The sequence below is a fragment of the Kitasatospora sp. NPDC059973 genome (assembly GCF_042737525.1).
Lineage (GTDB): Bacteria > Actinomycetota > Actinomycetes > Streptomycetales > Streptomycetaceae > Kitasatospora.
Genome location: NZ_JBHWUI010000056.1, coordinates 23,366 through 46,365 on the forward strand (window position 1 = coordinate 23,366; position 23,000 = coordinate 46,365).

Annotated in this window: 23 protein-coding genes; 8 read left to right on the forward strand and 15 right to left on the reverse strand. The window is 74.4% G+C overall.

Going from position 1 to position 23,000, the window contains the following annotated elements:
• Positions 1-177 precede the first annotated feature (177 nt).
• Positions 178-354, forward strand: coding sequence for a hypothetical protein (locus ACFWA9_RS17440; RefSeq protein ID WP_380388038.1), 177 nt, complete (start codon positions 178-180; stop codon positions 352-354).
• A gap of 57 nt (positions 355-411) precedes the next feature.
• On the opposite strand, the gene ACFWA9_RS17445 is transcribed toward ACFWA9_RS17440, so the two are convergent.
• On the reverse strand, positions 412-915 hold the full coding sequence (locus ACFWA9_RS17445) for a cysteine/serine endopeptidase inhibitor (protein WP_329486399.1): 504 nt from the start codon (positions 913-915) through the stop codon (positions 412-414).
• Positions 916-1,207: 292 nt separating this feature from the next.
• Between ACFWA9_RS17445 and ACFWA9_RS17450 the strand changes: the two genes are divergently transcribed.
• Complete coding sequence (locus ACFWA9_RS17450; protein ID WP_380388040.1) at positions 1,208-1,465, forward strand: hypothetical protein; 258 nt, start codon at positions 1,208-1,210, stop codon at positions 1,463-1,465.
• A 99-nt stretch (positions 1,466-1,564) separates the two neighbouring features.
• Here ACFWA9_RS17450 and ACFWA9_RS17455 read toward each other — a convergent pair whose 3' ends face one another.
• Entirely contained in the window at positions 1,565-2,395 is an 831-nt protein-coding gene (locus tag ACFWA9_RS17455) for an SMP-30/gluconolactonase/LRE family protein (RefSeq protein WP_380388042.1), read from the reverse strand.
• Positions 2,396-2,676: 281 nt separating this feature from the next.
• Between ACFWA9_RS17455 and ACFWA9_RS17460 the strand changes: the two genes are divergently transcribed.
• Positions 2,677-3,582 carry a hypothetical protein gene (locus ACFWA9_RS17460; protein ID WP_380388044.1) on the forward strand — a complete coding sequence of 302 codons (906 nt, stop codon included), beginning with the start codon at positions 2,677-2,679 and terminating at the stop codon, positions 3,580-3,582.
• On the opposite strand, the gene ACFWA9_RS17465 is transcribed toward ACFWA9_RS17460, so the two are convergent.
• From ACFWA9_RS17465 to ACFWA9_RS17495, 7 genes are all read right to left on the reverse strand, one after another.
• Positions 3,560-3,985 carry a hypothetical protein gene (locus ACFWA9_RS17465; RefSeq protein WP_380388046.1) on the reverse strand — a complete coding sequence of 142 codons (426 nt, stop codon included), beginning with the start codon at positions 3,983-3,985 and terminating at the stop codon, positions 3,560-3,562. The genes ACFWA9_RS17460 and ACFWA9_RS17465 overlap by 23 nt on opposite strands.
• A gap of 26 nt (positions 3,986-4,011) precedes the next feature.
• Positions 4,012-4,461, reverse strand: a complete 450-nt coding sequence (locus ACFWA9_RS17470) for a hypothetical protein (protein WP_380388048.1) — start codon at positions 4,459-4,461, stop codon at positions 4,012-4,014.
• A 115-nt stretch (positions 4,462-4,576) separates the two neighbouring features.
• Positions 4,577-6,229: an alpha/beta hydrolase gene (locus ACFWA9_RS17475; protein WP_380388050.1), complete on the reverse strand. Its 1,653-nt coding sequence runs from the start codon at positions 6,227-6,229 to the stop codon at positions 4,577-4,579.
• On the reverse strand, positions 6,226-6,537 hold the full coding sequence (locus ACFWA9_RS17480; protein WP_380388052.1) for a hypothetical protein: 312 nt from the start codon (positions 6,535-6,537) through the stop codon (positions 6,226-6,228). The genes ACFWA9_RS17475 and ACFWA9_RS17480 overlap by 4 nt, the downstream gene beginning before the upstream one ends.
• Positions 6,538-6,734: 197 nt before the next feature.
• Positions 6,735-7,754 (reverse strand): DUF4073 domain-containing protein, encoded by a 1,020-nt coding sequence (locus ACFWA9_RS17485; RefSeq protein ID WP_352295558.1) that lies wholly within the window; start codon positions 7,752-7,754, stop codon positions 6,735-6,737.
• 193 nt (positions 7,755-7,947) lie between these two features.
• A complete protein-coding gene (gene bla, locus ACFWA9_RS17490) occupies positions 7,948-8,874 on the reverse strand; it encodes a class A beta-lactamase (protein ID WP_380388054.1) in 927 nt (308 codons plus the stop codon).
• 132 nt (positions 8,875-9,006) lie between these two features.
• The gene (locus ACFWA9_RS17495) at positions 9,007-9,534 is read right to left on the reverse strand and encodes a Uma2 family endonuclease (RefSeq protein ID WP_380388056.1); all 528 of its coding nucleotides are present in this window, start codon (positions 9,532-9,534) and stop codon (positions 9,007-9,009) included.
• Positions 9,535-9,875: 341 nt separating this feature from the next.
• On the opposite strand from ACFWA9_RS17495, the gene ACFWA9_RS17500 reads away from it, so the two are divergent.
• Positions 9,876-10,541 (forward strand): 4'-phosphopantetheinyl transferase superfamily protein, encoded by a 666-nt coding sequence (locus ACFWA9_RS17500; protein WP_329492031.1) that lies wholly within the window; start codon positions 9,876-9,878, stop codon positions 10,539-10,541.
• Positions 10,542-10,657: 116 nt separating this feature from the next.
• On the opposite strand, the gene ACFWA9_RS17505 is transcribed toward ACFWA9_RS17500, so the two are convergent.
• Positions 10,658-10,885, reverse strand: coding sequence for a hypothetical protein (locus ACFWA9_RS17505; protein ID WP_329486410.1), 228 nt, complete (start codon positions 10,883-10,885; stop codon positions 10,658-10,660).
• Positions 10,886-11,279: 394 nt separating this feature from the next.
• Positions 11,280-12,257: a polysaccharide deacetylase family protein gene (locus ACFWA9_RS17510; protein WP_380388058.1), complete on the reverse strand. Its 978-nt coding sequence runs from the start codon at positions 12,255-12,257 to the stop codon at positions 11,280-11,282.
• A gap of 274 nt (positions 12,258-12,531) precedes the next feature.
• Here ACFWA9_RS17510 and ACFWA9_RS17515 point away from each other — a divergent pair, with 274 nt between their 5' ends.
• Positions 12,532-13,449, forward strand: a complete 918-nt coding sequence (locus tag ACFWA9_RS17515; protein ID WP_380388060.1) for an SMP-30/gluconolactonase/LRE family protein — start codon at positions 12,532-12,534, stop codon at positions 13,447-13,449.
• 125 nt (positions 13,450-13,574) lie between these two features.
• Here the strand turns inward: ACFWA9_RS17515 and hemC are convergent, their stop codons facing one another.
• Positions 13,575-14,510 (reverse strand): hydroxymethylbilane synthase, encoded by a 936-nt coding sequence (gene hemC, locus ACFWA9_RS17520; RefSeq protein WP_380388062.1) that lies wholly within the window; start codon positions 14,508-14,510, stop codon positions 13,575-13,577.
• Positions 14,511-14,804: 294 nt separating this feature from the next.
• Between hemC and ACFWA9_RS17525 the strand changes: the two genes are divergently transcribed.
• Both ACFWA9_RS17525 and ACFWA9_RS17530 read left to right on the forward strand, forming a co-directional pair.
• Positions 14,805-16,463, forward strand: coding sequence for a CehA/McbA family metallohydrolase (locus ACFWA9_RS17525; RefSeq protein ID WP_380388064.1), 1,659 nt, complete (start codon positions 14,805-14,807; stop codon positions 16,461-16,463).
• Positions 16,464-16,745: 282 nt separating this feature from the next.
• Positions 16,746-17,249, forward strand: coding sequence for a hypothetical protein (locus ACFWA9_RS17530; RefSeq protein WP_380388066.1), 504 nt, complete (start codon positions 16,746-16,748; stop codon positions 17,247-17,249).
• Positions 17,250-17,385: 136 nt separating this feature from the next.
• Here ACFWA9_RS17530 and ACFWA9_RS17535 read toward each other — a convergent pair whose 3' ends face one another.
• The gene (locus ACFWA9_RS17535) at positions 17,386-18,951 is read right to left on the reverse strand and encodes a hypothetical protein (protein ID WP_380388067.1); all 1,566 of its coding nucleotides are present in this window, start codon (positions 18,949-18,951) and stop codon (positions 17,386-17,388) included.
• A gap of 578 nt (positions 18,952-19,529) precedes the next feature.
• Here ACFWA9_RS17535 and ACFWA9_RS17540 point away from each other — a divergent pair.
• Positions 19,530-19,799, forward strand: a complete 270-nt coding sequence (locus ACFWA9_RS17540; protein WP_380388069.1) for a hypothetical protein — start codon at positions 19,530-19,532, stop codon at positions 19,797-19,799.
• Between the two features lie 16 nt (positions 19,800-19,815).
• On the opposite strand, the gene ACFWA9_RS17545 is transcribed toward ACFWA9_RS17540, so the two are convergent.
• On the reverse strand, positions 19,816-20,439 hold the full coding sequence (locus ACFWA9_RS17545; protein WP_380388071.1) for a sigma-70 family RNA polymerase sigma factor: 624 nt from the start codon (positions 20,437-20,439) through the stop codon (positions 19,816-19,818).
• A 392-nt stretch (positions 20,440-20,831) separates the two neighbouring features.
• Positions 20,832-23,000, reverse strand: a 2,169-nt coding sequence (locus ACFWA9_RS17550) for an ATP-binding protein (RefSeq protein WP_380388073.1), incomplete at its 5' end; no start/stop codon positions are given.

Sequence of the window (23,000 nt, forward strand, 5' to 3'; positions counted from 1 at the left end):
GGGAACCTGCCTTCGCTCGGTGGTCTCCCCGGACGCTATGCCGCGGCGGTGCGCCGCGACCACCGACACGGTGGCAGGATCCGCGCACGCCGCCCTGCACTGTGTCAGAGCCGCCGACGCCGGCCCGGTTGACAACTCTGGTTACCTGACAGCATTTCGGTAACGATAGTTACCACCATGTCGACACCCGAGATCACCACCCCGGAGCGGGCGGCGCTCGCACGGATCCTCCAGGACGCCCTCGGCCCGCCCGCCCCGGCCGCGCACACCGGGCGCCACCGGTGCGCAGTGGACGCCGTCGAGGTGGCCCTGGCCGTGCTCGACAGCCGCAGCCGGAGCGTCACCGCGAAGTGACGGCCGCCCGCCCCCGGACCGGCCGGCAGGGCGCCGACCGGTCCGGCCCGCGGCGGGTCAGCGCGAAGCGCCCGCTCCCGCGCCGATCGTCGAGCCCTCGATGGGCGCCGACAGCGGGATCGTCTCCCCGGCGAAACCGGCCTTGACGAACTGCCAGGTGAGCCCGTTGATCACGCCCTGGCCCAGTGGCGCGAACCTGGCGAAGGCCGGCTGGCTCAGGTCGAGGTGCGTGGAGTCGCAGGACGGACACTTGTCCCGGACCGGCACGGTGACCGTCTTGCCCTGATAGGTCACCTTGACCGAGATGCCCTTGCACAGCGGGTCGTTGTTCGGATTCGCCGAAGTCCACCAGGTGTGCGAGACCGCCACCAGCATCTGGTTGGACGCGTTGATCTGGGTGCCGCAGGCGCCGTAGCCGGCGTCGTTGTAGTAGGTCGCCTTGCCGGTCATCGGCTTGTTGATCGGGATCGCGGCACTGGCCGAACCTGCGGTCAGGGCGATCAGTGCGGCGGCGGCGAGCGGAGCGCCGGCCAGGATCCTGAGGTTCTTGACGACTCGCATGGTTCCCTCCGATTGTCGGTGCGGACGGCATGACCGAGTACGGGCGGGCCGGCGGACCTGCGGAAGCTCCCGAGCAGGCCGAATCGGCTTGCGGTGCAGTGGAGTTCGGGCACGTCCGACCCACCCAGGGAAGGACCGTATGCCGGACGCCGAGGGGAGGTCCATACCTTTGATGTGTTGTCATGAACACAAAGCAGGAAGCTTTACGAAAGCGGCCGAAGGCGGGACGATACGTGACCGCAGAGCGGACGACGCGTTGTCAGTTCACGCGTCCCACTCCCCGGAGGCCCCCTTGCGCATCCCGTCCCGCACGCCGTCCCGCACCCCGCTCCGCCCCGCGTTCCGCGTTCCGCTCCGCAGCGCCACCCTCGGCGCCGCCCTGCTGGGCGCGGCCGTCCTGACCGGCGCCACCGCGACCCCGGCGGCGGCCGTGCCCCGGGAGGTGAACCAGGGCTACGTCATCCCGGTCGGCGGCATCACCGACCTCGGCGCGCTGCCCGTCCTCGGCAGCCTCGGGATGGACTTCGCCCGCCTGCTCGGGCAGTCCTGAGCCACCCGCTCAGCACCGGGCGGCCGGCCCCGGCACCGGCCGCCCGACACTCCCGCACTCCCGCACACCCGCACACCCGCACTCCCCGCCCCGGCACCCTCAGGCCCGGCCGCGCACCCCCGGGACGGCCAGCTCGAACAGCCGCCCGGAGAGCGGGTGTTCCCCGCTCCGGGCGGTGGTGATGAACAGCGTGTCCAGCCCCGGCCCACCGAAGGCACAGCTGGTCGTCCGCGGCGCCGGGACCTCCACGGTGTCCAGCAGCCGGCCCTCCGGCGAGAGGCAGTGCACCGCCCCGCCGTCCCAGAACGCCACCCAGAGGTTCCCGGCCTCGTCCAGGGTCATGCCGTCGGGCATCCCCGGCAGGTGGGAGACGTCCAGCGAACGGATCCGGCGGCCGACCGGGCCGTGCTCGGGGTACTCGTAGAACTCGATCCGCCGGGTCGGGGTGTCGATGTGCCAGAGCCGGTCCGGCTCGGGCCAGGCCAGGCCGTTGGGGATGGCCAGGCCGTCCAGGATCGGCCGCACCGAGCCGTCGGACTCCAGCCGGTACAGCGGCCCCGGCTGCTGCGGCCCGGTGCGCTGCATGGTGCCCGCGACCGGCCGGCCGTACGGGTCCCGCTTCCCGTCGTTCATCCGGCGGTCCGGCCGGTCGGCCTCGACGGCGGCGAGCAGCTCTGTCCGGCCGGTCGCGGTGTCCAGCGACTCGAACCCGCGCTCGGTCGCGAGGACCGGGCTGCCCTCCGCCGCCGGCATCAACGTGCCCGGGGTGACGTCCAGTTCGAGCACCGTGAGCCGGCCGCTCGGACGGTGGAGGGTGAGGACCTCGCGGTCCGGGATGCCGATCCAGTGGATCGACTGCGCGGCCGCATCCCAGACCGGGCCTTCACCGAGGGTGAGGCAGGGGGTGTCGGCGACGGGTTCGGCACGCATGGGCATCTCCTCGGTCTGGACGGCGGGCTCGACGCGACGGGCTCCCGGAAGCATCGCACCCGCCGACCGGATCGGCAGGTGCCGGGGTGCGGCGGATTCACCGGACGAGCCGCACACCGCGGTCGAACAGCGTGACGATCCGATTCCGGACAGTGACGATCGGGATCGGGTCAGCCCCCGGCGATCACCTCCCCGGCGCCGCCGCGCACCGCCACCCTGGTCTCGGCACTCTCGCGTGCCGCACCTACAGGGGAGGGCAGTTGAGGGGCACCGCCGGCCGAGTGGACCTACTCCGCACCGAGGTCGAGAACGGCTTCACCGAACTGCGCGGCACCGGTGACGCCCTGCGCACCGAACTGCTCAACGCCATCGTCGACGGCCTACGCGACCACCGCGACGGGATCGTCACCGCGCTCACCAGGGAGCGGCAGTCCGCCGAACAGGCCGACCGCGACACCCGGCGATTGCAGCGCCGGCTCACCGAGGCGCGCGAGGAACTGCACCGCCTCCAGCTCCGGGCCGCCGAGGCCGCCCGGCCCCGGCCCGAACCCGTCGACCCGCCGGATCCCACCTACCTCCCCGTGAAGGAGACGCCCGTGCCCGAGACCGCCCACGCCGAGGAGAGCAGCAGCCCGTCCCCCGGCATCACCGCCGAACAGGCGCAGCAGCTCATCGACCTGCTCGCCCGGCTCACCCCCGCCGAGGCGGCCGCGCCTGCGCCGGACCGGCCCGCCGCCGACGCGCCGCCCGTCGACGCGGGCGGCGTCGCCGACCTCATCCCCGCCACCCTCGCCTGGCCCGCCCACGTGGCCACCCTGCTGAAGGCCGCCGCCGTCAACACCGTGGCGATCGCCTGCAACCCGCACACCTGGGAGTTCCTCGGCACGCGGGTCGAGGGCGCCGAACACTTCGACCAGCAGGAGGCCGCCCACCGCCCCCGCGCCGCCTTCCAGGAGGACGAGGCCGACACCATCCTCTCCGGACGCAGCGTCATCGCCCTCCTCAACGCCCTGCGCACCACCGTCCACGCGGGCACCGGCCAGGACGTCGAGACCTGGGCCCTCGCCGTCACCTGCTACGAGCGCATCGCCGAAGTCATCAACTCCACCCGCCCGGCCCGCGACGACCACGAGTCCACCCGCCCCCGCATCGTCCTGGACGACCTCACCGCGAAGACCACCACCTGACCCCGCCCCCACCGGACGGCGGCACCAGGCACGGCGTGGTGACACCGAGCGCCATTCGCCTGCCACTGGTGCTGTCGACAGCGGCGACATACCGACTTTCGGGGTGGCGAGCGGAGAGAGTGGCGTACGGCTTCGCTTCCGTTGCCTCCCGGAACACGGTGATCGCCAGACCCTCCTGGGTCAGCATGTCCCGGGCGCGGCGGACCACCTCGTTGTGCCGGGCCCCGGGCACATCGCTGTGAACGGCGTACAGCAGGGTGAAGCGGTCATCGGGCGCCTGCTCACCGTTCTCGCCGACGCACCGGTGAAAGTCCGCCGCCTCCGGCTCGCCATTGATCTGAACACCGGCCGTCCGTGCCAGGTGCGCCATGCGCTGGCGCGCCGCCATCAACACCCCTGCCACGACAACCCTGCTCCGCGACCGCCACCTCACGAGGAGGCAGTCGGCGGCATCAGGCACGGCGTGGTGACGCTGAGCGCCATTCGGGCGTCCCCGGTGCTGAACACCGTCGCGACGTACCGGCTCTCGGGGTGGCGGGCCGTAACGGTGGAGTTCGCCGGCGCGGTCGACGTCTCGCGATAGCCGGAGACCGTCAGCCCCTCGATCTTCAGCAAGTCCCTGACGCTGCGGACGACCTCGTTGTGCCGCGCCGCGGGCACATCGCTGTGGACGAAGTAGGCCAAGGTGAACCGGTCGTCCGGTGCCGATTCGCCGTTCCGTCCGGTGCAGGGCGTGAACCGGGTCTCCTCCGGCTCGCCATTGACCTGTATACCGGCCGTCTGTGCCAGGTGCGCCATGAGCTGGCGCGCCCAGTCCAGCGCCTCCTGGCGGGACTTGACGGGCAGTGGATCGTTCTTCCCGGTACCGGGACTGGACATGCAAGCTCCAAGGGTCGCCGCCATCAGCACCCCTGCCACAAGGCATTTCAGTCGAATTCCGGCAGCGGGCCGGCGGGTGGACGGGCAGGTCATGAGTGCTCTCTCCGGAATCGACTCAGTGCCAGACGGGGATGATCCCTCCGATGTTGATCTCCTTGGGTTCGACCTCGGGCGGTACGCCAGCAATGATCTTTCCTTGGTTGTAGAGGCTCGCCGAGTTCTCGTCCCAGTAACCGCCATGGCCCGAGGTGTCGGTGTACAGGTTGTGGCCGCCGAACCCGATGTTGTGTGGTCCCGGCCCCAGGGTCATCCCGCTGTAGAGGCGCGTCGGATCGTCCTCCGCCTCCGAGATCCAGACATGGTCGGGATCAATGTGCAACTGCTCGGCCTGGTCGACTCCCATGCCCGGACTGCCGAGGGTGACGATGTCGTCGGCGTGCAGACCGTCACCACCGGCGGCAGCCACGCCGACCGCATAACTCCCGTAGCTGTGTGCCACGTAGGTCAGATGTGTCTTCGGCTCGCCGTGCGCGACGCGCAGTCCGTCCGAGAACCGCCGCATGTCATCGGCTCCGTCGGTACCGCGCCGCGGATTGACCGCCTCCGGGATGCTCTCCGGCGTGTCGTACCCGAGGTAGGAGATCACCGAGACCGTCTCGTCAGCGCTGTTGGCGGCACCCTTCGCATAGGTCTGCAACTGACGAATGCGGTCGATCTGCCCCGGGACGCCGTTGAGGTCGGTGTTCGTCCCCGGGACGAACACCGCCGTGTGCGTGGCCTTGTCCGGATCGCCGGTCGCGACGATCGCCCGCCCGTCACCCTCGTAGGCCTCGGGATCGATGCCCAGGAGGAACAGCTGATGCATCTCGTCGGCCCCATCCGCGCTCGCGTCGAGCTTCTTCTTGACCTCCGTCAGCGCGGCCTTGCGTTTGTCGTAGGCCGACTGGTCGAGTCCCAGCGAGGCGGGGGTGCCGGCCCGCAGCGCATCGAGCTTCTGGTCCAGCACGAGCCGGTTGGCCTCGTCCCGGGCCACCGCCGGCAGTCCGTCCAGACTCCCGATCCTGGCCGCGTTCAGGGCCAGGTAGCTTTCCTGCTGGTCAGGCGTGAGGCCCTTCCACCATTCGGCGTTCGCCTTGGGGTCCTTGCCGTCCGGGATGTAGGCGTCGGTCAGACCGAGGTCCTTGACCACGTCCGCGACATCGGTGCGGGTCTCGGCCATCGCACCGTTCGCCCGCTGGGCGGTGAGGATGTCCGCGCCGAGTCGGCCCAATGCGGTGTTGCCCTGGTCACTCGCTCGCTGCGCCTCCTTCACCGCGGCATCGATCCGCGCCTGGAGTTCGCCCTTGAGGCCGGCAAGGGTGCGACGGGCAGCCTGCGCGTCCGGGTCGTTCCGCTCCTCGGGGGCTTCCGACGGGAGGCCGAGCGCGCCGTCGGACGACACCGTGAGGCCGGCGTCCTGCGCGCGGTGCACGGCATTGGAGAGGTTGGTTTGCGCCTGGTACATCCGGTCGGCGACCGTGTTCAGCGTGAGCGCGACCGACTCGGCCTCGACCCGGATGATGTCCAACTGCTGCTCGGTGCGCGACATGAACGGGAACGCCGCTTCGGCGTCGGCCCCCTTCCAGTGCTGCCGCAGTGGTCCGTCGACCTGGTGACGATGGCGGGCCCCCGTGCTCTCCATCGCGTGGGCCAGAGCCTTCCAGCCCTTGGCGGCATCACGCAGTCCGTGTGGGTCGAACCTCACCAACAACTCGTAGGAGCCGCTCACTTCGCCCCCTGGGCCGCGCTCCACGCGCCGGCGACCGCCTGCTCGTTGTGCAGGTGGGCCGCGGCGTTGGCGTGCAGGTTGGCAGCGGTGTCGGTGAGCCGTTGCCGGAGTGTGCCGAGCGGGCCCGCCCAGCCGCTCCCGAGTAGACCGAGCCCGCTCGCCACCGACCATCCGGCGAGTTGGCCCGATGCCGTGGTGGCCGCGGTCAGTGCGGTCCGGCTCGGCTCGGTGAGTTCCTCTGCCAGGACAGCCGCCACGTTCGCGGAAGTGTCCAGCTCGCTCGGACTGATGGCAACGTCGTCTGCCATGTGTCTCCCCCCGGAGTCAACGTCAGATGAGTGTGGGCCGCCGATTGATGGGCGAGCCACGCGTGCGCTACGTGTCGGTAAGAATACTCATTCGATACGCTCGTACACGCCTCATTCGGCCGATCCGCTGGATTCCCACACCGGAGTGGGAAGTCGGACCGGCCGGCTTCCCATTCCTCCGGTGGTCCGTGGCGGGGCTACATGGGGGTGGCGAGGGGGACGGTGATCTGCTTCAGCCAGGTGTGGGTGGCGAAGTCGCGGGCCTTGAGGACGACGCGGTCGTTGTGGACCTCCACCTGGAGGCCCTGGTTGAAGGTGCCGGGCACGGCCGACTCGCCGCCCTGGCCGTTGTCGGTGTAACCGGTCTGCACGGCGCCGGTGTTGACCACCGAGAAGCCGTCGAGGTTGGCGGTGCCCGGGACGACGCGGCGGACGTACCAGTCGGAGAGGCCGAGGTCCCAATGGGTGTGGCCGCAGAAGACGAAGACGTCGCGGTGGCGGCCGAGCAGGCCGAGCAGGCGGTCCGCCTGGAGGTAGTCGTGCAGGTAGAGGTTGTTCCGGCTGCCCGAGACGGTGTTCGGCAGCGGGTGATGGGTGATCACCATGACCGGCCGGCGGCGCTGCGCCCAGTGGGTGAGCCGCTGTTCGAGCCAGGTGAACTGGGTGTCGCTGAGCCACACCTCGTCCCAGAGCTTCGGGTCGTGGAAGTGCATGTAGCGCTCGGTCCCCAGGGTCAGCACCGGGATGCCGCCGAAGACGTGCTCGGAGAAGACGGTGCTGCGGCCGGCGAAGGTGTAGAAGCTGCGGAACAGCGAGTCCTCGGTGGTGCCGTTGGGCCAGGCGGCCTGGTCCAGGGTGGCCGGGTCGCGCCACTTGGGCACGTAGAACTCGTGGTTGCCGATCGCCCAGGCGACCGTCGCCGGGTGGCTCGTCCTGGCGAACTCGGCCCGGACGGCGGCGTATTCGGCGTCGTAGCCGCGCGGGGTGATGTCGCCGGCGACAGCGAGGCCGGAGGAGGCGGGGTTGGTGGACCTCATGTCGCGCAGCGCCACTCCGAGGTCGCCGAGGTCGCCCTGGATGTCGCTGATGACGTTGAAGGTGGTGACGGGGCCACCGGCGGAGGGCCGCGCGGCGGCCGGGGTCGCGGTGACCGCGGTGGCGGTCACCGCGGTCACGGCTCCGGCGGCGGCGGTGCTGAGCAGGGTCCTGCGGTCCACGGGTACGTCCTTCCGGGGGAGGGCGGCGCCGTGCCGGACGGACCGGCCCGGCGCCGCCGGTGGGGATCAGACCCGTTATCTCTAAGTGATCACGCTGAACGGACCGGTGGAGACGGTGTGTATACCGCGTGAACGGCTCCCCAAGCGCCGCACCCCGGCGTGGGTCCGGACCCGGGCCCGGACCCACGGGGTGTCAGCTCAGGGCTGCCGCCAGGAGAGCGGCCGCCTTGGCGACCAGCGGCTCGTCCGCCGCCGCGTCGGCGTCGCGCTGGGTGGACAGGACGGCCAGGACGACGGGCGTGCGGTCCGGCATCCAGGCGATGCCGACGTCGTTGGTGGTGCCGTACTCGCCGGTGCCGGTCTTGTCCGCGAGGGTCCACTCCTTGGGGAGTCCGGCGCGGAAGCGGGCGGCGCTGGTGGTGTTGGCGAGCAGCCAGTCGGTCAACTGCCGCCGGTCCCGCGGCGCCAGCGCGTCCCCGAGGACCAGCTTCTGGTTGGTCCGGCCGATGGCGGCCGGGGTGGTGGTGTCCGTCGTGCGCTCCGGTTCGGCGGAGTTCAGCGCGGGCTCCCACCGGTCGAGCCGGGTCACCCGGTCGCCGATGGACCGGCAGAAGCGGGTGATCGCCGTCGGACCGCCGAGCTCACGGAGCAGCAGGTTGTCGGCGGCGTTGTCGCTGTAGTCGATGGCCGCCGCGCACAGCTCGGCCACGGTCATGCCGTTGGCGAGGTGCTCGGGCGTGCCCGTGATCGGGGCGTAGCCCGAGTCCTTGACGTCCTGCTGGGTGTACCGGATCCGCCGGGCGAGGTACTCGCCACCCCGGTCGAGGTCCCGCAGGACGGCCGCGGCGGTGATCGTCTTGTGCACGGAACAGATCGGGAAGCGCTCGTCGGCGCGGTACGTCACGGTGCGGCCTGTGACGGTGTTGCGCCCGAACACCCCCAGCCGGGCGCCGTGCTCCCGTTCCAGGTCGGCCAGGGCCCGGCCCACCGCGTCCCCACTCGCCGGAGCGAGGCCCGCCGCATGGGCCGACCCGCCTGCCGACACACCGGCGGCGAGTACCGCCCCGGCACCGAAGGCCAGCACCGCGCGACGCCCGGGGCGCCCTGCGAAGGTCTCCACGATCGCATTCTCCTCTTGTTCGGCAACGATCCTTCGGAACTCAGGACGCCCCGGCAGCCCCACCGGTTCACCCGCTTCCCAACGGATCGTCCGACGAACGGCCCCGGCCCGCCCTCACGGGGCCCGCCGGGCTCAGAAGCCGGTCGTGTCCAGTACCAGCCCCAACGGCGCGGGCAGGTGCAGCGAGGTACCGAACGGATGGGGCCCTTCCACCCGGGTGTAGCCGAGCCGGCCCGGCTGCGAGAACAGCGTGCAGGTGCGTTCCTGACGGTCGACCAGGAGGTAGACCGGGGCCCCGAACTGCGAGTAACGACGCCGCTTGGCGGTCCGGTCGGTCTCACCGTTCGACGGCGACGTCACTTCGACGACCAGCACGGTCTGATCCGGCAGGAGCGCGCCCTCCGTCTTCGCCAGTTCGGCGGGTACGACCGCGAGGTCCGGTACGTAGAAGTTCTGCGTCCCGGGCAGGTCGAGGTTCCCGGAACCGGCGCGGAGGCCGAGTTCGCGCATCCGGGGCCCGATCTGCTCGCGGATCAGGTCGACGGCGGTCTCGTGGGCCCAGGACGGTGACACAGGGGTGATGACTCCCTCGACGATCTCGACGCGCTCACCCGCGATGTGCTGGATCGCGTACTTCAGGGCCTGCTCCGGATTCGGCACCCGGCTATAGTCACCCGGACCGGCATGCGCGGTGCTCACGTGCTGCTCTCCTGTTCGGATCTCAATCCCCTACGGAACAGTGACAGTTAGTCGCTTCCTCGGTGGCCAGGCCGACACGGCCGAAGCGCTGAGCGAGCCCCGGCCCGCAGAGGCACAGGAGGAGCCGAGGCACTCAGTAACGTTACTAGGAGACACCGCCCGGCGTCGGCGGCGCTCCCGGGACCAGACGGCCCCCAGGGCCCGGAGGCGGTGTTCGACCGTGGTCGGGCGGCCCTCCTCCCGGGCGGGTCGGCCGGGTTAAGCTCACCGTCGTACGCATGCCACACATTCAGGGGGGACCTGTGATCGGCGAACTGCTTCCCGCGGCGGTCGTGGTGGAGACGGCCTACGACGACCCGCCGCAGGCGCGGCTGGAGCCGGCGGAGGAGGCGGTAGTCGCCCGGGCCGTCGAGACCCGGCGGCGGGAGTTCACCACCGTCCGGTACTGCGCCCGCCTCGCGCTCGGGCGGCTCGGCGTCCCGTACCGGCCGCTGGTACCCGGCCTGCGTGGCGCGCCGAGCTGGCCCGACGGGGTGGTCGGGAGCCTCACGCACTGCGCCGGTTTCCGGGGTGCGGCCGTCGCCCGGGCGGGCGAGGTCGTCTCGATCGGTATCGACGCCGAGCCGGCCGAGGCGCTGCCGGAGGGGGTGCTGGACGCCATCGCGCTGCCCGGCGAGCAGGAGCGGAACGGCAAGCTGCTCGCGGACCACCCGGGGCTGCCGTGGGACCGGCTGCTGTTCAGCGCCAAGGAGGCCGTCTACAAGGCGTGGTTCCCGCTGACCGGCGTCTTCCTGGAGTTCTCGGAGGCCGACATCACGCTGCGTCCGGACGGCACCTTCCACGCCGTCCTGCTGGTTCCGGGCCCGGTGGTGGACGGACACCGCCTCGGGGGCTTCGACGGGCGGTGGGTCGTCCGGGACGGGCTGCTCGCCACCGCGATCACCGTCCTGCCGGGGGCACGCGGCTGACGGGGGCACGCGGGTCGTACGTGGCGGCCCGGGCCGTCGGGGCCTGGGCCGGTTCCGGGACTACTCGGACGGGTGGGGCCGGAACGGCCGCCTGACCTGCCGGCGGCCGGCCCGGCTCAGAGTTTGAACAGCTTGTCGTAGGGCTGCACGACTCGCACCTGGTGCGAGCCGAAGTCGACCAGGACCGCGCCCTGGCCGGCGGTCTCGGTGCTGATGATGCGGCCCAGACCGTACTGGTCGTGGGTCACGCGGTCACCGGCCTCGAACTGCTTGAGGGGCGGTGGGACCTCGCTTCGGAAGGGGCTGGTGGGCAGGTGGCGTCTCGGCGCAGGTGATTTCGTCATCCCTGGAAGTATGCGCCCAGTTCGCGGTCCCCGGCCGCACCGGGGCGCCGAATTCCGGGATCCGCCCGGGCCGCCGACCGTCCGGCGCCGGCCCGCCGCGGGGGTGGCCGAGCGAGCGCGGCGGCCCGCCGGGGCACCCCGTTCCGGCGCCGTTCCCCCCGCGTTCCGGCCCCGTTCCTGCGCTGTTCCCGGTTGCCCCCGGCCGCCGGCCGGCTCCGCACCGGGCACCGCCGGCGGTGGCCGCCACGCCCCGTGAGGCCTCCCGTACGGGGTGGGAGAGTTCGGACGGTCGCTTGACAAAGCCGGATCCGGCCGCGGCAGCACGGGACTGGGCGCCCGGGCGAGTCGCCTCCGATGGCTGGGAACGCGGGCGCGTCCCGGACCGGGGCGCGGCTCAGGCCAGGGCGTCGCAGAGGCGGACGAAGGTGCGCCCCTGCGCCAGCAGCGCCGGCAGGGCCGCCGCGAAGCCCGGCGCCGTCCCGCCGCCCGGGTGGTTCATATGGGCGATCACGATCGCCCCGGGCGGCGCGGCCGCCACCTCGCTGCGGACCTGGGCGGCGCTGAAGGTGGCGCCGCCGTCGCCGTTGACGGTGAAGCCGGCCGCGCGTTCGCCCAGCCCGGTGACGATCCGGGTGGCGACGTCGTCGTAGTGGGCGGTGCCGGAGCGGAAGAACCGCGGCGGCCGGCCGAGCAGGGCGGTCAGCTTCGCCGCGTTGCCCGCGATCTCGTCGTACGCCTCGCCCACGTCCCGGGTGCCCGCGATCCCGTACGCGGAGCGGCCGGCGACCGAGAGCGGCCGGTGCGCCGTCCCGTGGTTGGCGATCTCGAACAGCGGGTCACCGGCCAGGGCCTCGAACTCGGCGGGGTTGGCGTCGATCCAGCGGGCGTTGAGGAAGAGCGTCGCGGGGACGTGGTTGGCCCGGAGGAGGTCGATCAGGTCCGCGTCGTAGCCGGAGCCGCCGGGGCCTCCGCAGGCGTCGAAGGTGAGCGCGGTGGTCCGTGCCCCGTCCGGCAGCCCGGTGATCACCCCGGACACCTCCAGGCCCCACTCCTCGGGCACGGCGTCCCCGTAGCGGGCCACCACCTCGGCGCGCCCGACGGCGAGCGCGGGCACCGGCGGCTCCGGCCCGGCGGGCAGCCCGGCGGCGGGGGCCGGGGCTTCGGCGGGGGACGAGGCGGTGGCCGGGGCACTGGGCGAGACAGTGGGCGAGGTGATGGCCGGTGCGGCCGTCGTGGCGGAGGCGGTGGCCGCCGCCACGGGCTGCGCCGTGGGCTGCGTCCCCGGTCCGGCCACCGCCCCGGCGAGGGGCCGGCAACCCGCCAGCGCGCCGCCCGCCGCCAGCACCAGGACCGTCCGACGACTCAGCCCCATGCGCCCATTCCTCCACACTCCGTCATAAAGTCAGACGAACCGCCTGTCTGTTTCTATGAATACCGATCGGCTGACACCCGCAACTCCACGCCCAGGTCGGCCCGCCGCTCCCCCGGCCGCGTGCGAACCCCCGGCGGCGGGTCCGGAGGCGGGTCCGGACGCGGGTGTGGACCCGGCTCCGGAGCAGGAAGTCGGCCGGTCCGACGTCCTACTCCGGACAGCCCAGCAGCGCCCGGCCGACGGTCCGGCCGGGCCCGCCGACCGAGGAGCCCCCGTGCCCGAACCCCACCCCACCGACCCCCCGCCCGGCGATCCACACCCCACCGGCCCACACGGCGCCGGCCCGCACCGCGCCGGCGCCGTCCGGACCGTCCTGTCCGGGCTCGCCCTCGGGGAGTCGCCCCGCTGGCACGACGGCCGGCTCTGGGTCTGCGACTGGGGCGCCCAGGAGCTGATCACGGTCGGGCCCGACGGCCGGGCCGCCGTCGCCGCCACGGTGCCCTCGTTCCCGTTCTGCATCGACTGGCTGCCCGGGCCGGACGGCCGCCTGCTGGTCGTCGCCGGCAGTGACGGGCGCCTGCTGCGCCAGGAGGCGGACGGCGCCCTGGCCCCCTGCGCGGACCTGCGCCCGCTCTCCGACCGGCCGTGGAACGAGGTGGCCGTGGACGGGCGCGGCAACGCCTACGTCAACGGCATCGGGTTCGACCTGATGGGCGGCGAGGCGCCCGCGCCGGGCCTGATCGCCCTGGTGGCCCCGGACGGCGAGGTCCGCCGGGTGGCCGACGGCCTGGCGTTCCCCAACGGCATGGCCGTCACCCCCGACGGCTCGACGCTCCTCGTCGCCGAGTCCTACGCCGCCCGGCTGACCGCCTTCACCATCGGGCCCGGCGGCGACCTGACCGACCGCCGGGTCTGGGCCGAGGTGCCGGGCTCGGCACCGGACGGGATCTGCCTGGACGCCGAGGGCGCGGTCTGGTTCGCCGACGTCCCCGGCCGCTGCTGCGTCCGGGTCCGCGAGGGCGGCGAGGTGCTCCGGCGGATCGAGCTCGACCGCGGCTGCTTCTCCTGCGCCCTCGGCGGCCCGGACGGCCGGACCCTCTTCCTGACCGCCGCCGAGTGGCCGCCCCCGCCGGGCGCCCGCACGGGCCGGCTCCTGGCCGTCGACGTGGACGTCCCGGCCCACCGTCGGTGAGCCGTCCCCGCCCGGGCCGCCGTGACGCGGCCCCGACGGCGGTGCCCGGTCCACCGGGCGCGCGTCCGGCGTGCGCGCGTCCGGCGTGCGCGCGTCCGGCGTGCGCGCGTCCGGCGGCTCGCCGGTCAGGCCGGGACGGCGGGCCGGATTCCGTCGAGGATGGCCCGCGCGCCCCGATCCACCAGCTCTCCGGCCAGGTCCGCACCCAGCCGCTCGGGCTCGCTCGCGGGCCCGGTGACCGATCCGGTGACCTGGCGCCGCCCGTCGAGCGAGGTGACCTGGGCGAACAGGTGCAGCGTCCCGTCGGGCCGGGTCGTGGCGCAGGCGCCCACCGGCACGCTGCACCCGCCGTGCAGCTGCGCCAGCAGGGACCGCTCCGCGCGGACCTCACGGTCGACGGCGCGGTCCCCGACGGTCGACAGCACGTCCCGGACCGCCCGGTCGTCCACCCGGACCTGGATGCCCAGCGCGCCCTGGCCCGGGCTCGGGGGGAAGAGGTCGAGGGGCAGCGGTTCGCCGATCGCGTCCTGCCGGCCGAGCCGGTTCAGACCGGCGACGGCGAGGACCACGGCGTCCAGCCTCATGGACCGCAGCTTCTCCAGCCGGGTCGGCACGTTGCCCCGGATCGGCACCGGGACGATGTCGGGGCGCACGGCGAGGAGCTGGGCGATGCGACGGGCCGCGCCCGTGCCCACCCGGGCCCCGTGCGGGAGCCCGGCCAGCGTCGATCCGCACAGCGCGTCGCGGACGTCCTCCCGGCCCGGCGGGGGCAGCAGCATCAGGCCCTCGGGATTCGCGGTCGGCAGGTCCTTCAGCGAGTGGACCACCACGTCCACGTCCCCGCGCAGGAGGGCGGCCTCCTGCTCGGTGCTGAACGCCGACCCGCCGCTGACGGCCGAGACGTTCGCCAGCAGCGACGTGCGGTCCCGGTCGCCGCCTTCGAGGATCACCCGCTGGGTGAAGGCGATCTCCGGGAACCGGCCGCGCAGCGGGGCCAGGAAGTCGCGCACCTGCGTCCGGGCCAGGGCGCTTGCACGGGAGCCGACCAGGTACGTGGGCACGGGAACCAACTCCTACGGTTGACTGCCTGTCAGTTCCATCGTAGGCGGGGCAACCCGCTGCCTTTACAGACAGCGCGTCGGCAACGGGCCGCACCCGGCGGGCCGGTCGCCCCGGCGGGCCCGCCGCCCCGGCATATCGGCGTGCCCGCCGGCCGGCCTCCCGGGCACCTTCACCGGGCCGACCCGCTGCGGCCCGGCCCGGCTCACCGGCGGTTCACCGGCGGGGGTAGGGGGCCGGGCGTGCCGGCCGGGTGTCCGCCCGCCGCCGGTGTCCGCCCCAGACCGGAGGCTCCGATGACCGACCGCGACGCCGACACCCCCACCGAGCCCGCCCGATCCGGCTCGCCCCGGGCCGGCTCACCACAGACCGACCCGGTCTCGGCCGGGGCACGGACCGAGCGTCCCGGGCCCGACCGGCGCGGCCTGCTCCGCACCGGGCTGGCCACCGGCGCCGTCACCGCCCTCGGCCTGGCCGCCGCCGCACCCGCCGGGGCAGCCGACGCGCTGCCCGACCGGACGATCACCCTGGCCGGCCATCTCCCCACCGGCGCCCCCGACTTCGTCCTCCTGCCGTTCGACGTCCCGGACGGCGTCCGGGAGATCGCCGTCTCCTACGGCTACGACCGGCCGACCGTCCCCGCCGGGACACCCGGCAACTCCTGCGACATCGGCCTCTTCGACGAGGGCGGCACCGCACTCGGCGGGCGCGGCTTCCGCGGCTGGTCGGGCGGGTTCCGCACCGAGTTCACCGTCGCCCGCGACCGGGCGACGCCCGGCTACCTGCCCGGTCCGATCCGCCCCGGCCGCTGGAACATCGTGCTCGGCCCCTACCAGGTGGCACCCCAGGGGCTCGACTACCGCGTCCAGGTGACGCTGCGGTTCGGCCCGCCCGGGCCGGAGTTCACCCCGTCCTACCCGCTGGAGCGGGCCCGTGGCCGGGGCCGCGCCTGGTACCGGGGCGACTCCCACCTGCACACCGTGCACTCCGACGGGCGCCGGCTCCCGGCGGAGGTGGCGGCGGGTGCCCGGGAGGCCGGGCTGGACTTCATCGTCTCCACCGACCACAACACCACCTCCGCGCACGGCGTCTGGGGGCCGCTGGCCGGGCCGGACCTGCTGATCGTGCTCGGCGAGGAGGTCACCACCCGCAACGGCCACTGGCTGGCGCTGGGCCTGGAGCCGGGCCGGTTCGTCGACTGGCGCTACCGGGCGCGCGACGGGGAGTTCCCGCGCTTCGCCCGGCAGGTCCGCCGCCAGGGCGGCCTGGTGGTGCCCGCGCACCCGTACTGCCCGTACGTCGCCTGCCAGTGGAAGTTCGGCTACCAGGACGCGGACGCGGTCGAGGTCTGGAACGGACCGTGGACGTACGACGACGAGTCGGCGGTGGACACCTGGGACGCACAGCTCGCGGTCGCGCTGCGCGAGGGGCGGCCCTGGCTGCCGGCCGTCGGCAACAGCGACGCGCACAGCGCCCCGCAGGTCATCGGCTCCCCGCACACCGTCGTCCGGGCCGAGGACCTCACCCGGGCGGCGATCCTCGACGGGCTCCGGGCCGGCCGCAGCTGGCTGGCCGAATCGGCCGCCGTCGGGCTCGACCTCACCGCCACCGGGCAGGGCCGCCAGGCGGGCATCGGCGAACAGCTGACCGTTCCGGCGGACGCGCCGGTGGACGTCCGGCTCGCGGTCTCCGGCGTGCCGGGCGGCACCGTCCGCCTCCTGACCGACGAGGGCCAGTTGCACCAGGAGTCGCTGCCCGCCGACGGCTCCGGCACGGTGGTCTGGCGCACCACCGCCTCGCTCGCCGCGTACGTCCGGGCGGAGGTGCGCCGGCCGAGGGCGGACGGGACGCCCGGCCGGGGCAACGCGATGGGGCCGGACCTCCCGTGGGGGCCGATGGCGGCGCTGACCAACCCGATCGTGCTGCGGACGCCGAAGCGGTCCGGGGACCGTTAGCGTCGGCCCGGCGATTCCCGGGACGATCGGTGGGAGGAGTCGTGGAGGTGCGGTGGGGGCGGCGGTCCGAGGACCGACGGGGGGAGGACTCGGAGCACCGGCGTGGACTAGGTTGATCTCCGACAGCAGTCGGTCGTGGGGACGAGGCGGCCGGCTGTCCGTAGCCGGGTCCGGCCGCCGTGCCAGGGTCCGGCCGCCGGTTCGTCTCCGGTCGGCCCGGTGCGCCGGCCGCCCCCCTCCCCCGGTTACCCCGTCCCCCGGCCCGCGAAGGGATCAGCAGCTGTGAACCGTACGACCGTAGGTGGGCCGAAGCTCGGGGGCGGTCGGGGCGCCGGCGGCGTCGTCGTCCTCGCCGACCCGGCCGGGGCCGGGAGCGGCGCGGTCGCACCCCTGCTGGCCAACTCCCTGCACCCGAGCGTGCTCCTGCGGGCGGACGACTTCCGGCGGGCGATCCGGCAGGGGTTCGTCCCGTCGCACCTGCCGCAGGCGCACCGGCAGAACGAGACGGCCCTGGCGGCCGCGATCCAGGCCGCCTTCGCCTTCGCCACCGGCGGCTACCAGGTGGTGCTGGAGGCCACGGTCGCGCCGCCGGCGCTGGACGTGCTGCGCCGGGAGAGCCGGACCACCGGGGCGCCCCTGCACTACGTGGTCCTGCGGCCCTCCGGCGGCCCCGGGAAGTCGGACCCGCCGGACCGGCACGACGTCGACGTCGCGGCGGAGCCCAAGGCGACGGCCGGGACGGTGCTCGCCGGCCTGGGCCGGGGGGCCTTCCTGCTCGGCTGGTGAACCCGACGGAGGCCGCCCCCGGGCGCCCCGGATGGCGCGGCCCGACCTGACCTGACGCGGCCCTCGGCACCCCGATCCACCGGGTGCCGGGGGCCGCGCGTCGTCACCTGCCGTCGGTGGGAGCAGGCCCGCACGATCAGCCGGCAGCCGGCTCCGGGTCACGGCGGCGGGTGGAGACCAGCCCGAGCGCACCGCCGAGGAAGAGCAGGGCCCCGGTGGTGGTGAGCAGGATGTCGGTGCCGTCCGCACCGGTGGAGGCGAGCGAGCCGCCGCCCGGCGCGGCGGGCGCGGGGGCACCGCCGGCGGCCTGGGTCGGCGGGGGCGACCCCTCGGTGGCCGCGGTGGCCGGGCCGGACGCACTGGTGGCCGTACCCGTCGGGGTCACGGGCGGCTTCGAGGTGGTGGTGGTCGCACCCGGGGTGGTGGGAGCGGTCGAGGCCGGCGTCGTGGGTGCGCCCGTCGGCGCCGGTGTGACCGGGGCCGGACTCGGCGGGACGCAGGCCGTACGGGCGGGCGTCGGGGTGCCGTCGGACGGGCGGGCGGACGGCGAGGCCGACGGGCCGTCCGCCGGCGGGACCGCGTCGGCCGGGCGGGCGACGGTCGGGGTCGGCAGCGGCCAGGTGGTCCGGCCGGGGCCCGGGGGCAGCGTGGTGACGGCCGACGGGCTCGGGCAGGGGCCGTCCCCGCCGGGCACCGAGTCCACGTGGTAGCCGGCCACGATCCGGGTGAAGTCGTACGCGGTCTGCTGGACGCCGCTGCACGTCGCGGTGGTGAAGGTGCCGCTCGCGCACGGGCGGTCGCGGTTGACCGCCCAGAAGCCGAACCGGGCCAGGTGGTGGGTGGCGGCGAAGTCGCGGACGGAGCGGAAGTCGGCCGGGGTGAGCTGCTCGCCCTGCTGGTCGGTGCGGCCGTTCATGGAGGAGAGGCCGGAGTGGCGCCAGGCCTTGTCGTCGTCCCAGCCGTAGGCGGCGGCGACGGCCCGCTGGAGGCCGCTGACGGCGGTGACGGTCGCGGCGGCCATGGTGCCGTCATGGCTCGTGAAGTCGAACGGCATGGCCGTCCAACCGTCCACCACCAGAGCGGCCTTGGCGGCGGTCCTGATCAGGTCGGCGCCGTCGGCGTCCGGGCCGGTCGGGTCGACCGGGAAGCTGACGTAGACGAGCAGTCCGGGGTTCTTGGCCTTCAGCGTCTTCAGCGCGTCGACCACCCGCTGCCGCACGGCGGGGGTGCTCAGCTCGGTCGACTCCAGGTCGATGTCCACGGCCTGGAGGCCGTACGCGTCGACCACCTTCTGGTAGGCGGCGGCCAGTTCGCCGGCGGTGGCGCAGCGTTCGCCGAGCTTGGCACCGTCCCAGCCGCCGAAGGAGGCGAGGATCTCGCCGCCGGCGGCCCGGATCCGCTTGATCACCTTCTCGTCGGCGCCGCCCGTGAGGGCGCGGCTGCCGTCCCACTTCGGGTCGCAGCCACCGCCGGAGAGGACGAAGGAGAGGGCGAACTGCCGCAGCCCGGTGGCCTTCATAACGGCGACCGGGTCGGGGGCGTCGCCCCAACCGAGGTACTCGGAAACGGCGTTGAGGCCGACCGGGTCGGGGGCTTCGGCGGCGGGAGCCTGGTGCTGCATGAGGATGAGCGCGGCGCCGGCGACGAGGGCGGTGGAGGCCGCCGCCATCCGTCGTCGTCGGGTGAGCCGGTGTTTGGGCATCGGGACTCTCCTGGGCTGGGAGCGGACGGGCGGGCCGGCCCGGCGTCCGCCACGCGGCGCGCCCCGGCGGTAGCCCTCCCACAAGGGCACCGCCGGGGCGCCAGGGACCCGGATCCCGCCGGGGCGCGGGAGCCGGGAGTTCCATGGCCGGAGCCGGACGCTGAACCTGGGCCGGTGGGCCCGGGACACGCCGCGCGCCGTACACGGGGCGCGGCTCTCAGCAGTAGCTACGGACGGGCCACGCCTCCCGGTTCACGCTCTCCACACCGGATTGACCGTCAGAGACGCTGCACCGGGCCGGAGTTGACACCCACCGGAGGGCGGGTGAACCGGCGCCCGCACGGGGGGACGAGCGCCGGTGGCGATACCGCCACCCTGGAGAACGGCCCGGACCCCCGGAGTGGTTCACCACCGCGGAGAACTTCCTGAGCGCCGAGCCCCGGGCCTGGGCCTGGGCCTGGGCCGGGGGCCCGACCCGTGAGCACGTCCACGTACTGGACGGCGCCCGACGGCCGGTTCCGCACCCTCACCCCCGCCGCCGAGGTGCGCCCCCCGGCCCCGACGACCAGAGTGAGGTGGTGAGCATCCTGGTACTCCTCGAACCCGAACTCGTCCGCACCTCGACGGCGAGCGGCGGCACCGACTACGTCGAGGTCGTGCGCGCCGTCCACGCGGCCCGGGCCGCCCCGGCGCCGACCGGGCGGCCCGAGGAACTGACCCTCTGCGGCATGGGAACCGACCGGATGCGCCGCGACCCGTACCGGGCGCCCGACCCCGACGCGCCGTGGTACCCGCCGAAGTGGAGCGGCCAGGTGTGCCCGTACTGCGACCGCGTGGTCCGCACCTGAGTGCGGGCCGGGGCGGTCACCCCGCGGCGACCATGCCGCGGGCTTCGAGGATCGGGCGCAGCGCGCGGACCGCGTAGAAGCTGCGGGACTTGACGGTGCCGACCGGGACGCCGAGGACGACGGCCGCCTCGGCCATCGAGCGGCCGTGCATGTGCAGCTCGACCAGGACGTCGCGGTGGTGCGGCTGCAGCTCGGCGAGCGCGATCGCCATGTCCTGGGCGGCGAGCACCTCGTCGTAGGGGTCGTGGGTGCCGGCGTGCTCCTCGGGAGCGTCGTCGGCGACCTCCTGGGCGCGGGCGGCCTGCATCCGGAAGTGGTCGATGGCGATCCGGCGGGCCACCGTGAACAGCCACGGACGGCTGTACTCGGGGCCCCGGCGGATGGCGGCCGGGTTCTGCCAGGCGCGCAGCAGGGTCTCCTGCACGATGTCCTCGGCCTTGCCCCGGTCGCCGCTGGTGACGCGCAGCATCGCGCGCAGCAGGTAGCCGCCGTGCAGGCGGTACAGCTCGGCCAGGGTCTGCTGGTCGAGGGTGGGCCGGTCCGCACGGCTGACGGGAGCGTCCGGGGCGCCCCCGGCCTTCCCGGCCTCCCCGGCTGCCCGATGGGTGTCCTCGGCGTGAACGGTAGCGTCGATGGCCACGGCGGTTGAGTCCCTCGCAACGGTTGGTCGATATGTCGGGACGAGCCGGTGCGGCTGTCCCTCCCCCCTTGCTGGGACACATTTCCAGCCACGGCCAAGACCGGACCAACGCTGCGCCAACGAACCTCACGCCAGGGCGTTGGCGGCGGGAGGGGCGTCCGCCGCTCCCCGTACCGCGACCGCCGGGCGGCCGATGTCACGCCCCGTCGACGGAAGCACCCGGCCGGCCGGGCCCGCGGCCGCTTCCACTCCCTACCCACGGCCGGACCCGGCCGCGCGGTTCACCGGTGGCCGATCACCGGTGGCCGATCACCGCCGGGCGGTGGGCGGCCCGGGCCGCCCGGGCCGCCGCCCCGGGCCGCCCGGCACGGCCGGGGCGGAGCGGCGCCGCGTCAGCCGGTGCGCCGGTGGTTCCCGCGGGCGCCCTCGGCGGTGAGGTCGGTCAGTGCCGTGGTCAGCAGCTCGCGGGCCTCGTCCGCACGGTCCAGCTCGATCAGGGCGGTGCCCAGCTCGGTGAGGGTCTGGGTCATGCTGTCGGGCTGCCCGGCCCCCTCGAAGTGGCCGAGGGCCTGGCGGTAGGCGGCCTCCGCCTCGGACCACTCCAGCAGTGCGGAGTGGTCGAGGCCGACCTCGTGGGCGGCGAACCCGGCCAACAGGTGGACGATGTGCGGAGAGGAGCCGTCCAGCCACCCGAGGATCTCGGCGAGGAGCAGCCGGTGGCTCTCCAGCGCCTCCCGGGGCCGGCCGGACTCCCGCAGGCAGGAGCCGACGCAGCGCAGCGCCACGATCCGCCCCACCTCGGCGGACCGGCCCTCCAGCGAGGTGAACACCTCGGCGGCCTGGCGGTAGGAGTCCATCGCCTCCTCCGGCCGGTGCAGCCGGCGCAGGGCGGTGGCGCAGTAGGCGAGGGCCCAGGCCTCCTGCTGGGCGTCGCCGATCCGGCGGGCCAGGTCCAGGGCCTCCGAGGCGACCGCGAGCCCCGACCGGTAGCGGTGCAGGCAGGTGATGTGGGACCAGGCCAGGTAGTTCAGGTGGACGGCCTCGGCGAGCCGGTCGCCGACGGCGCGGGCGGAGTCCGCCGAGAGCCGGAAGACCTCGGCCCAGACGTCCCAGTGCAGCAGGCTGTCGGAGAACCAGTGCATGGCCTCGGCGGTGTCCACCACCTGCCGGTGCCGGCCGGTGGCGTTCGCGTGCTGCAGGGCGGCCAGCCACTCGGGGTGCTCCTCCTCCAGCCAGCGCCGGGCGTCGGCGAGGGTGACCGGGGCGGTGGCCGGATCCGGGTCGGCCGATTCGGCGCCGGCGTGCTCGGCGCCCTCCACGTCGAACCGCAGACCGGCGGCGGCGGCCCGGCGCAGCAACCGGTCGCCGGCCTGCTCGCGGGCGGCCTCCAGGGCCTGCGGGCCGTCGTCGGCGGCGAGCCGCTCGCCCGCGTAGAGGCGGACCAGGTCGTGCAGGCGGTAGCGCTCGGGGGTCGCGGCGGGCTGCAGCAGTCCGGCGTCGGCGAGTTCCTCCAGCCGGCGGTCGGTCTGCTGGACGGGAAGGCCCGCGTAGGCGGCGACGGTGGCGGCGGTGAAGTCCTTTCCCGCGGACAGCGAGCAGCGGCGCAGGACCAGCGCGGTGGCGGCGGGGAGCTTGCGGTAGGAGAGCGCGAAGGCCGCGCGCACCCGCAGGTCACCGGCCTCCAGCACGTCCAACCGGTACTCCTCGGCCGCGAGTTGGCGGACCAGGTGGCTGACGGGCTGCTGCGGGCGGGCCACCAGCCGCTGTCCGGCGATCCGCAGGGCGAGCGGCAGGTGGCCGCAGAGCCGGGCGAGTTCGGCGGCGGCGTCGGGTTCGGCCGCGAGCCGCTCGGGGCCGGCGATCCGGGCCAGCAGGGCGGCCGACTCGCCGGGGGCGAGGACGTCCAGCGGCAGGCGGTGCACCGACTCCAGGCCGGGCAGCACGTGCCGGCTGGTGATGATCGTCAGGGCCGGGCCGGAGCCCGGCAGGAGCAGGCGGACCTGTGCCTCGTCGGCGGCGTTGTCCAGGATCAGGACGAGGCGCCGCTCCCGGACCAGGGTGCGGAACAGGCTGGCGCGCTCCTCGGTGTCGGCGGGCACCGAGCGGTCGGCGACGCCGAGGGCCCGGAGGATCTGGCCGAGGGCGTCGCGCGGTGCGAGCGGCGTCGGAGCCATCCCCCGCAGGTCGAGGGAGAGCTGGCCGTCGGGGAACTGCGGGGCCAGGGTGTGGGCGGCGTGCAGGGCGAAGGCGGTCTTGCCCAGGCCGGGCTGACCGTAGGCGAGCACGATCCGGGGGTGTGCCGGATCGGCGTCCCGGACCAGCCGGTGCAGCCGGGCCAGGGCGTCCTCCCGGGCGGTGAAGTCGGCGATGTCCCGAGGCAGCGCGAGTGCGGAGAACACCGCCTCGGCCGGGCTGTCGCTCCCGGCATCGGCCGCGTTCGCGGCCGCGTTCGCGGGCACGGTCGCGGGGGCGGGCACGGTCGCGGGCGCGTCCACGGCGGCGGGCGCCTCGGGGGCGGCGGTCGCGGGCGCGGCGGTCGCGGGTGCGGCGGTCCCGGGGGC

What these genes read in the sequence shown, in the direction of transcription:
- ACFWA9_RS17445 (WP_329486399.1), bottom strand. Translation starts at nt 915, where the DNA reads ATGCGAGTCGTCAAGAACCTCAGGATCCTGGCCGGCGCTCCGCTCGCC.
- ACFWA9_RS17525 (WP_380388064.1), top strand. Translation starts at nt 14,805, where the DNA reads ATGACCGACCGCGACGCCGACACCCCCACCGAGCCCGCCCGATCCGGC.
- ACFWA9_RS17510 (WP_380388058.1), bottom strand. Translation starts at nt 12,257, where the DNA reads ATGGGGCTGAGTCGTCGGACGGTCCTGGTGCTGGCGGCGGGCGGCGCG.
- ACFWA9_RS17455 (WP_380388042.1), bottom strand. Translation starts at nt 2,395, where the DNA reads ATGCGTGCCGAACCCGTCGCCGACACCCCCTGCCTCACCCTCGGTGAA.
- ACFWA9_RS17470 (WP_380388048.1), bottom strand. Translation starts at nt 4,461, where the DNA reads ATGTCCAGTCCCGGTACCGGGAAGAACGATCCACTGCCCGTCAAGTCC.
- ACFWA9_RS17535 (WP_380388067.1), bottom strand. Translation starts at nt 18,951, where the DNA reads ATGCCCAAACACCGGCTCACCCGACGACGACGGATGGCGGCGGCCTCC.
- ACFWA9_RS17440 (WP_380388038.1), top strand. Translation starts at nt 178, where the DNA reads ATGTCGACACCCGAGATCACCACCCCGGAGCGGGCGGCGCTCGCACGG.
- ACFWA9_RS17480 (WP_380388052.1), bottom strand. Translation starts at nt 6,537, where the DNA reads ATGGCAGACGACGTTGCCATCAGTCCGAGCGAGCTGGACACTTCCGCG.
- ACFWA9_RS17505 (WP_329486410.1), bottom strand. Translation starts at nt 10,885, where the DNA reads ATGACGAAATCACCTGCGCCGAGACGCCACCTGCCCACCAGCCCCTTC.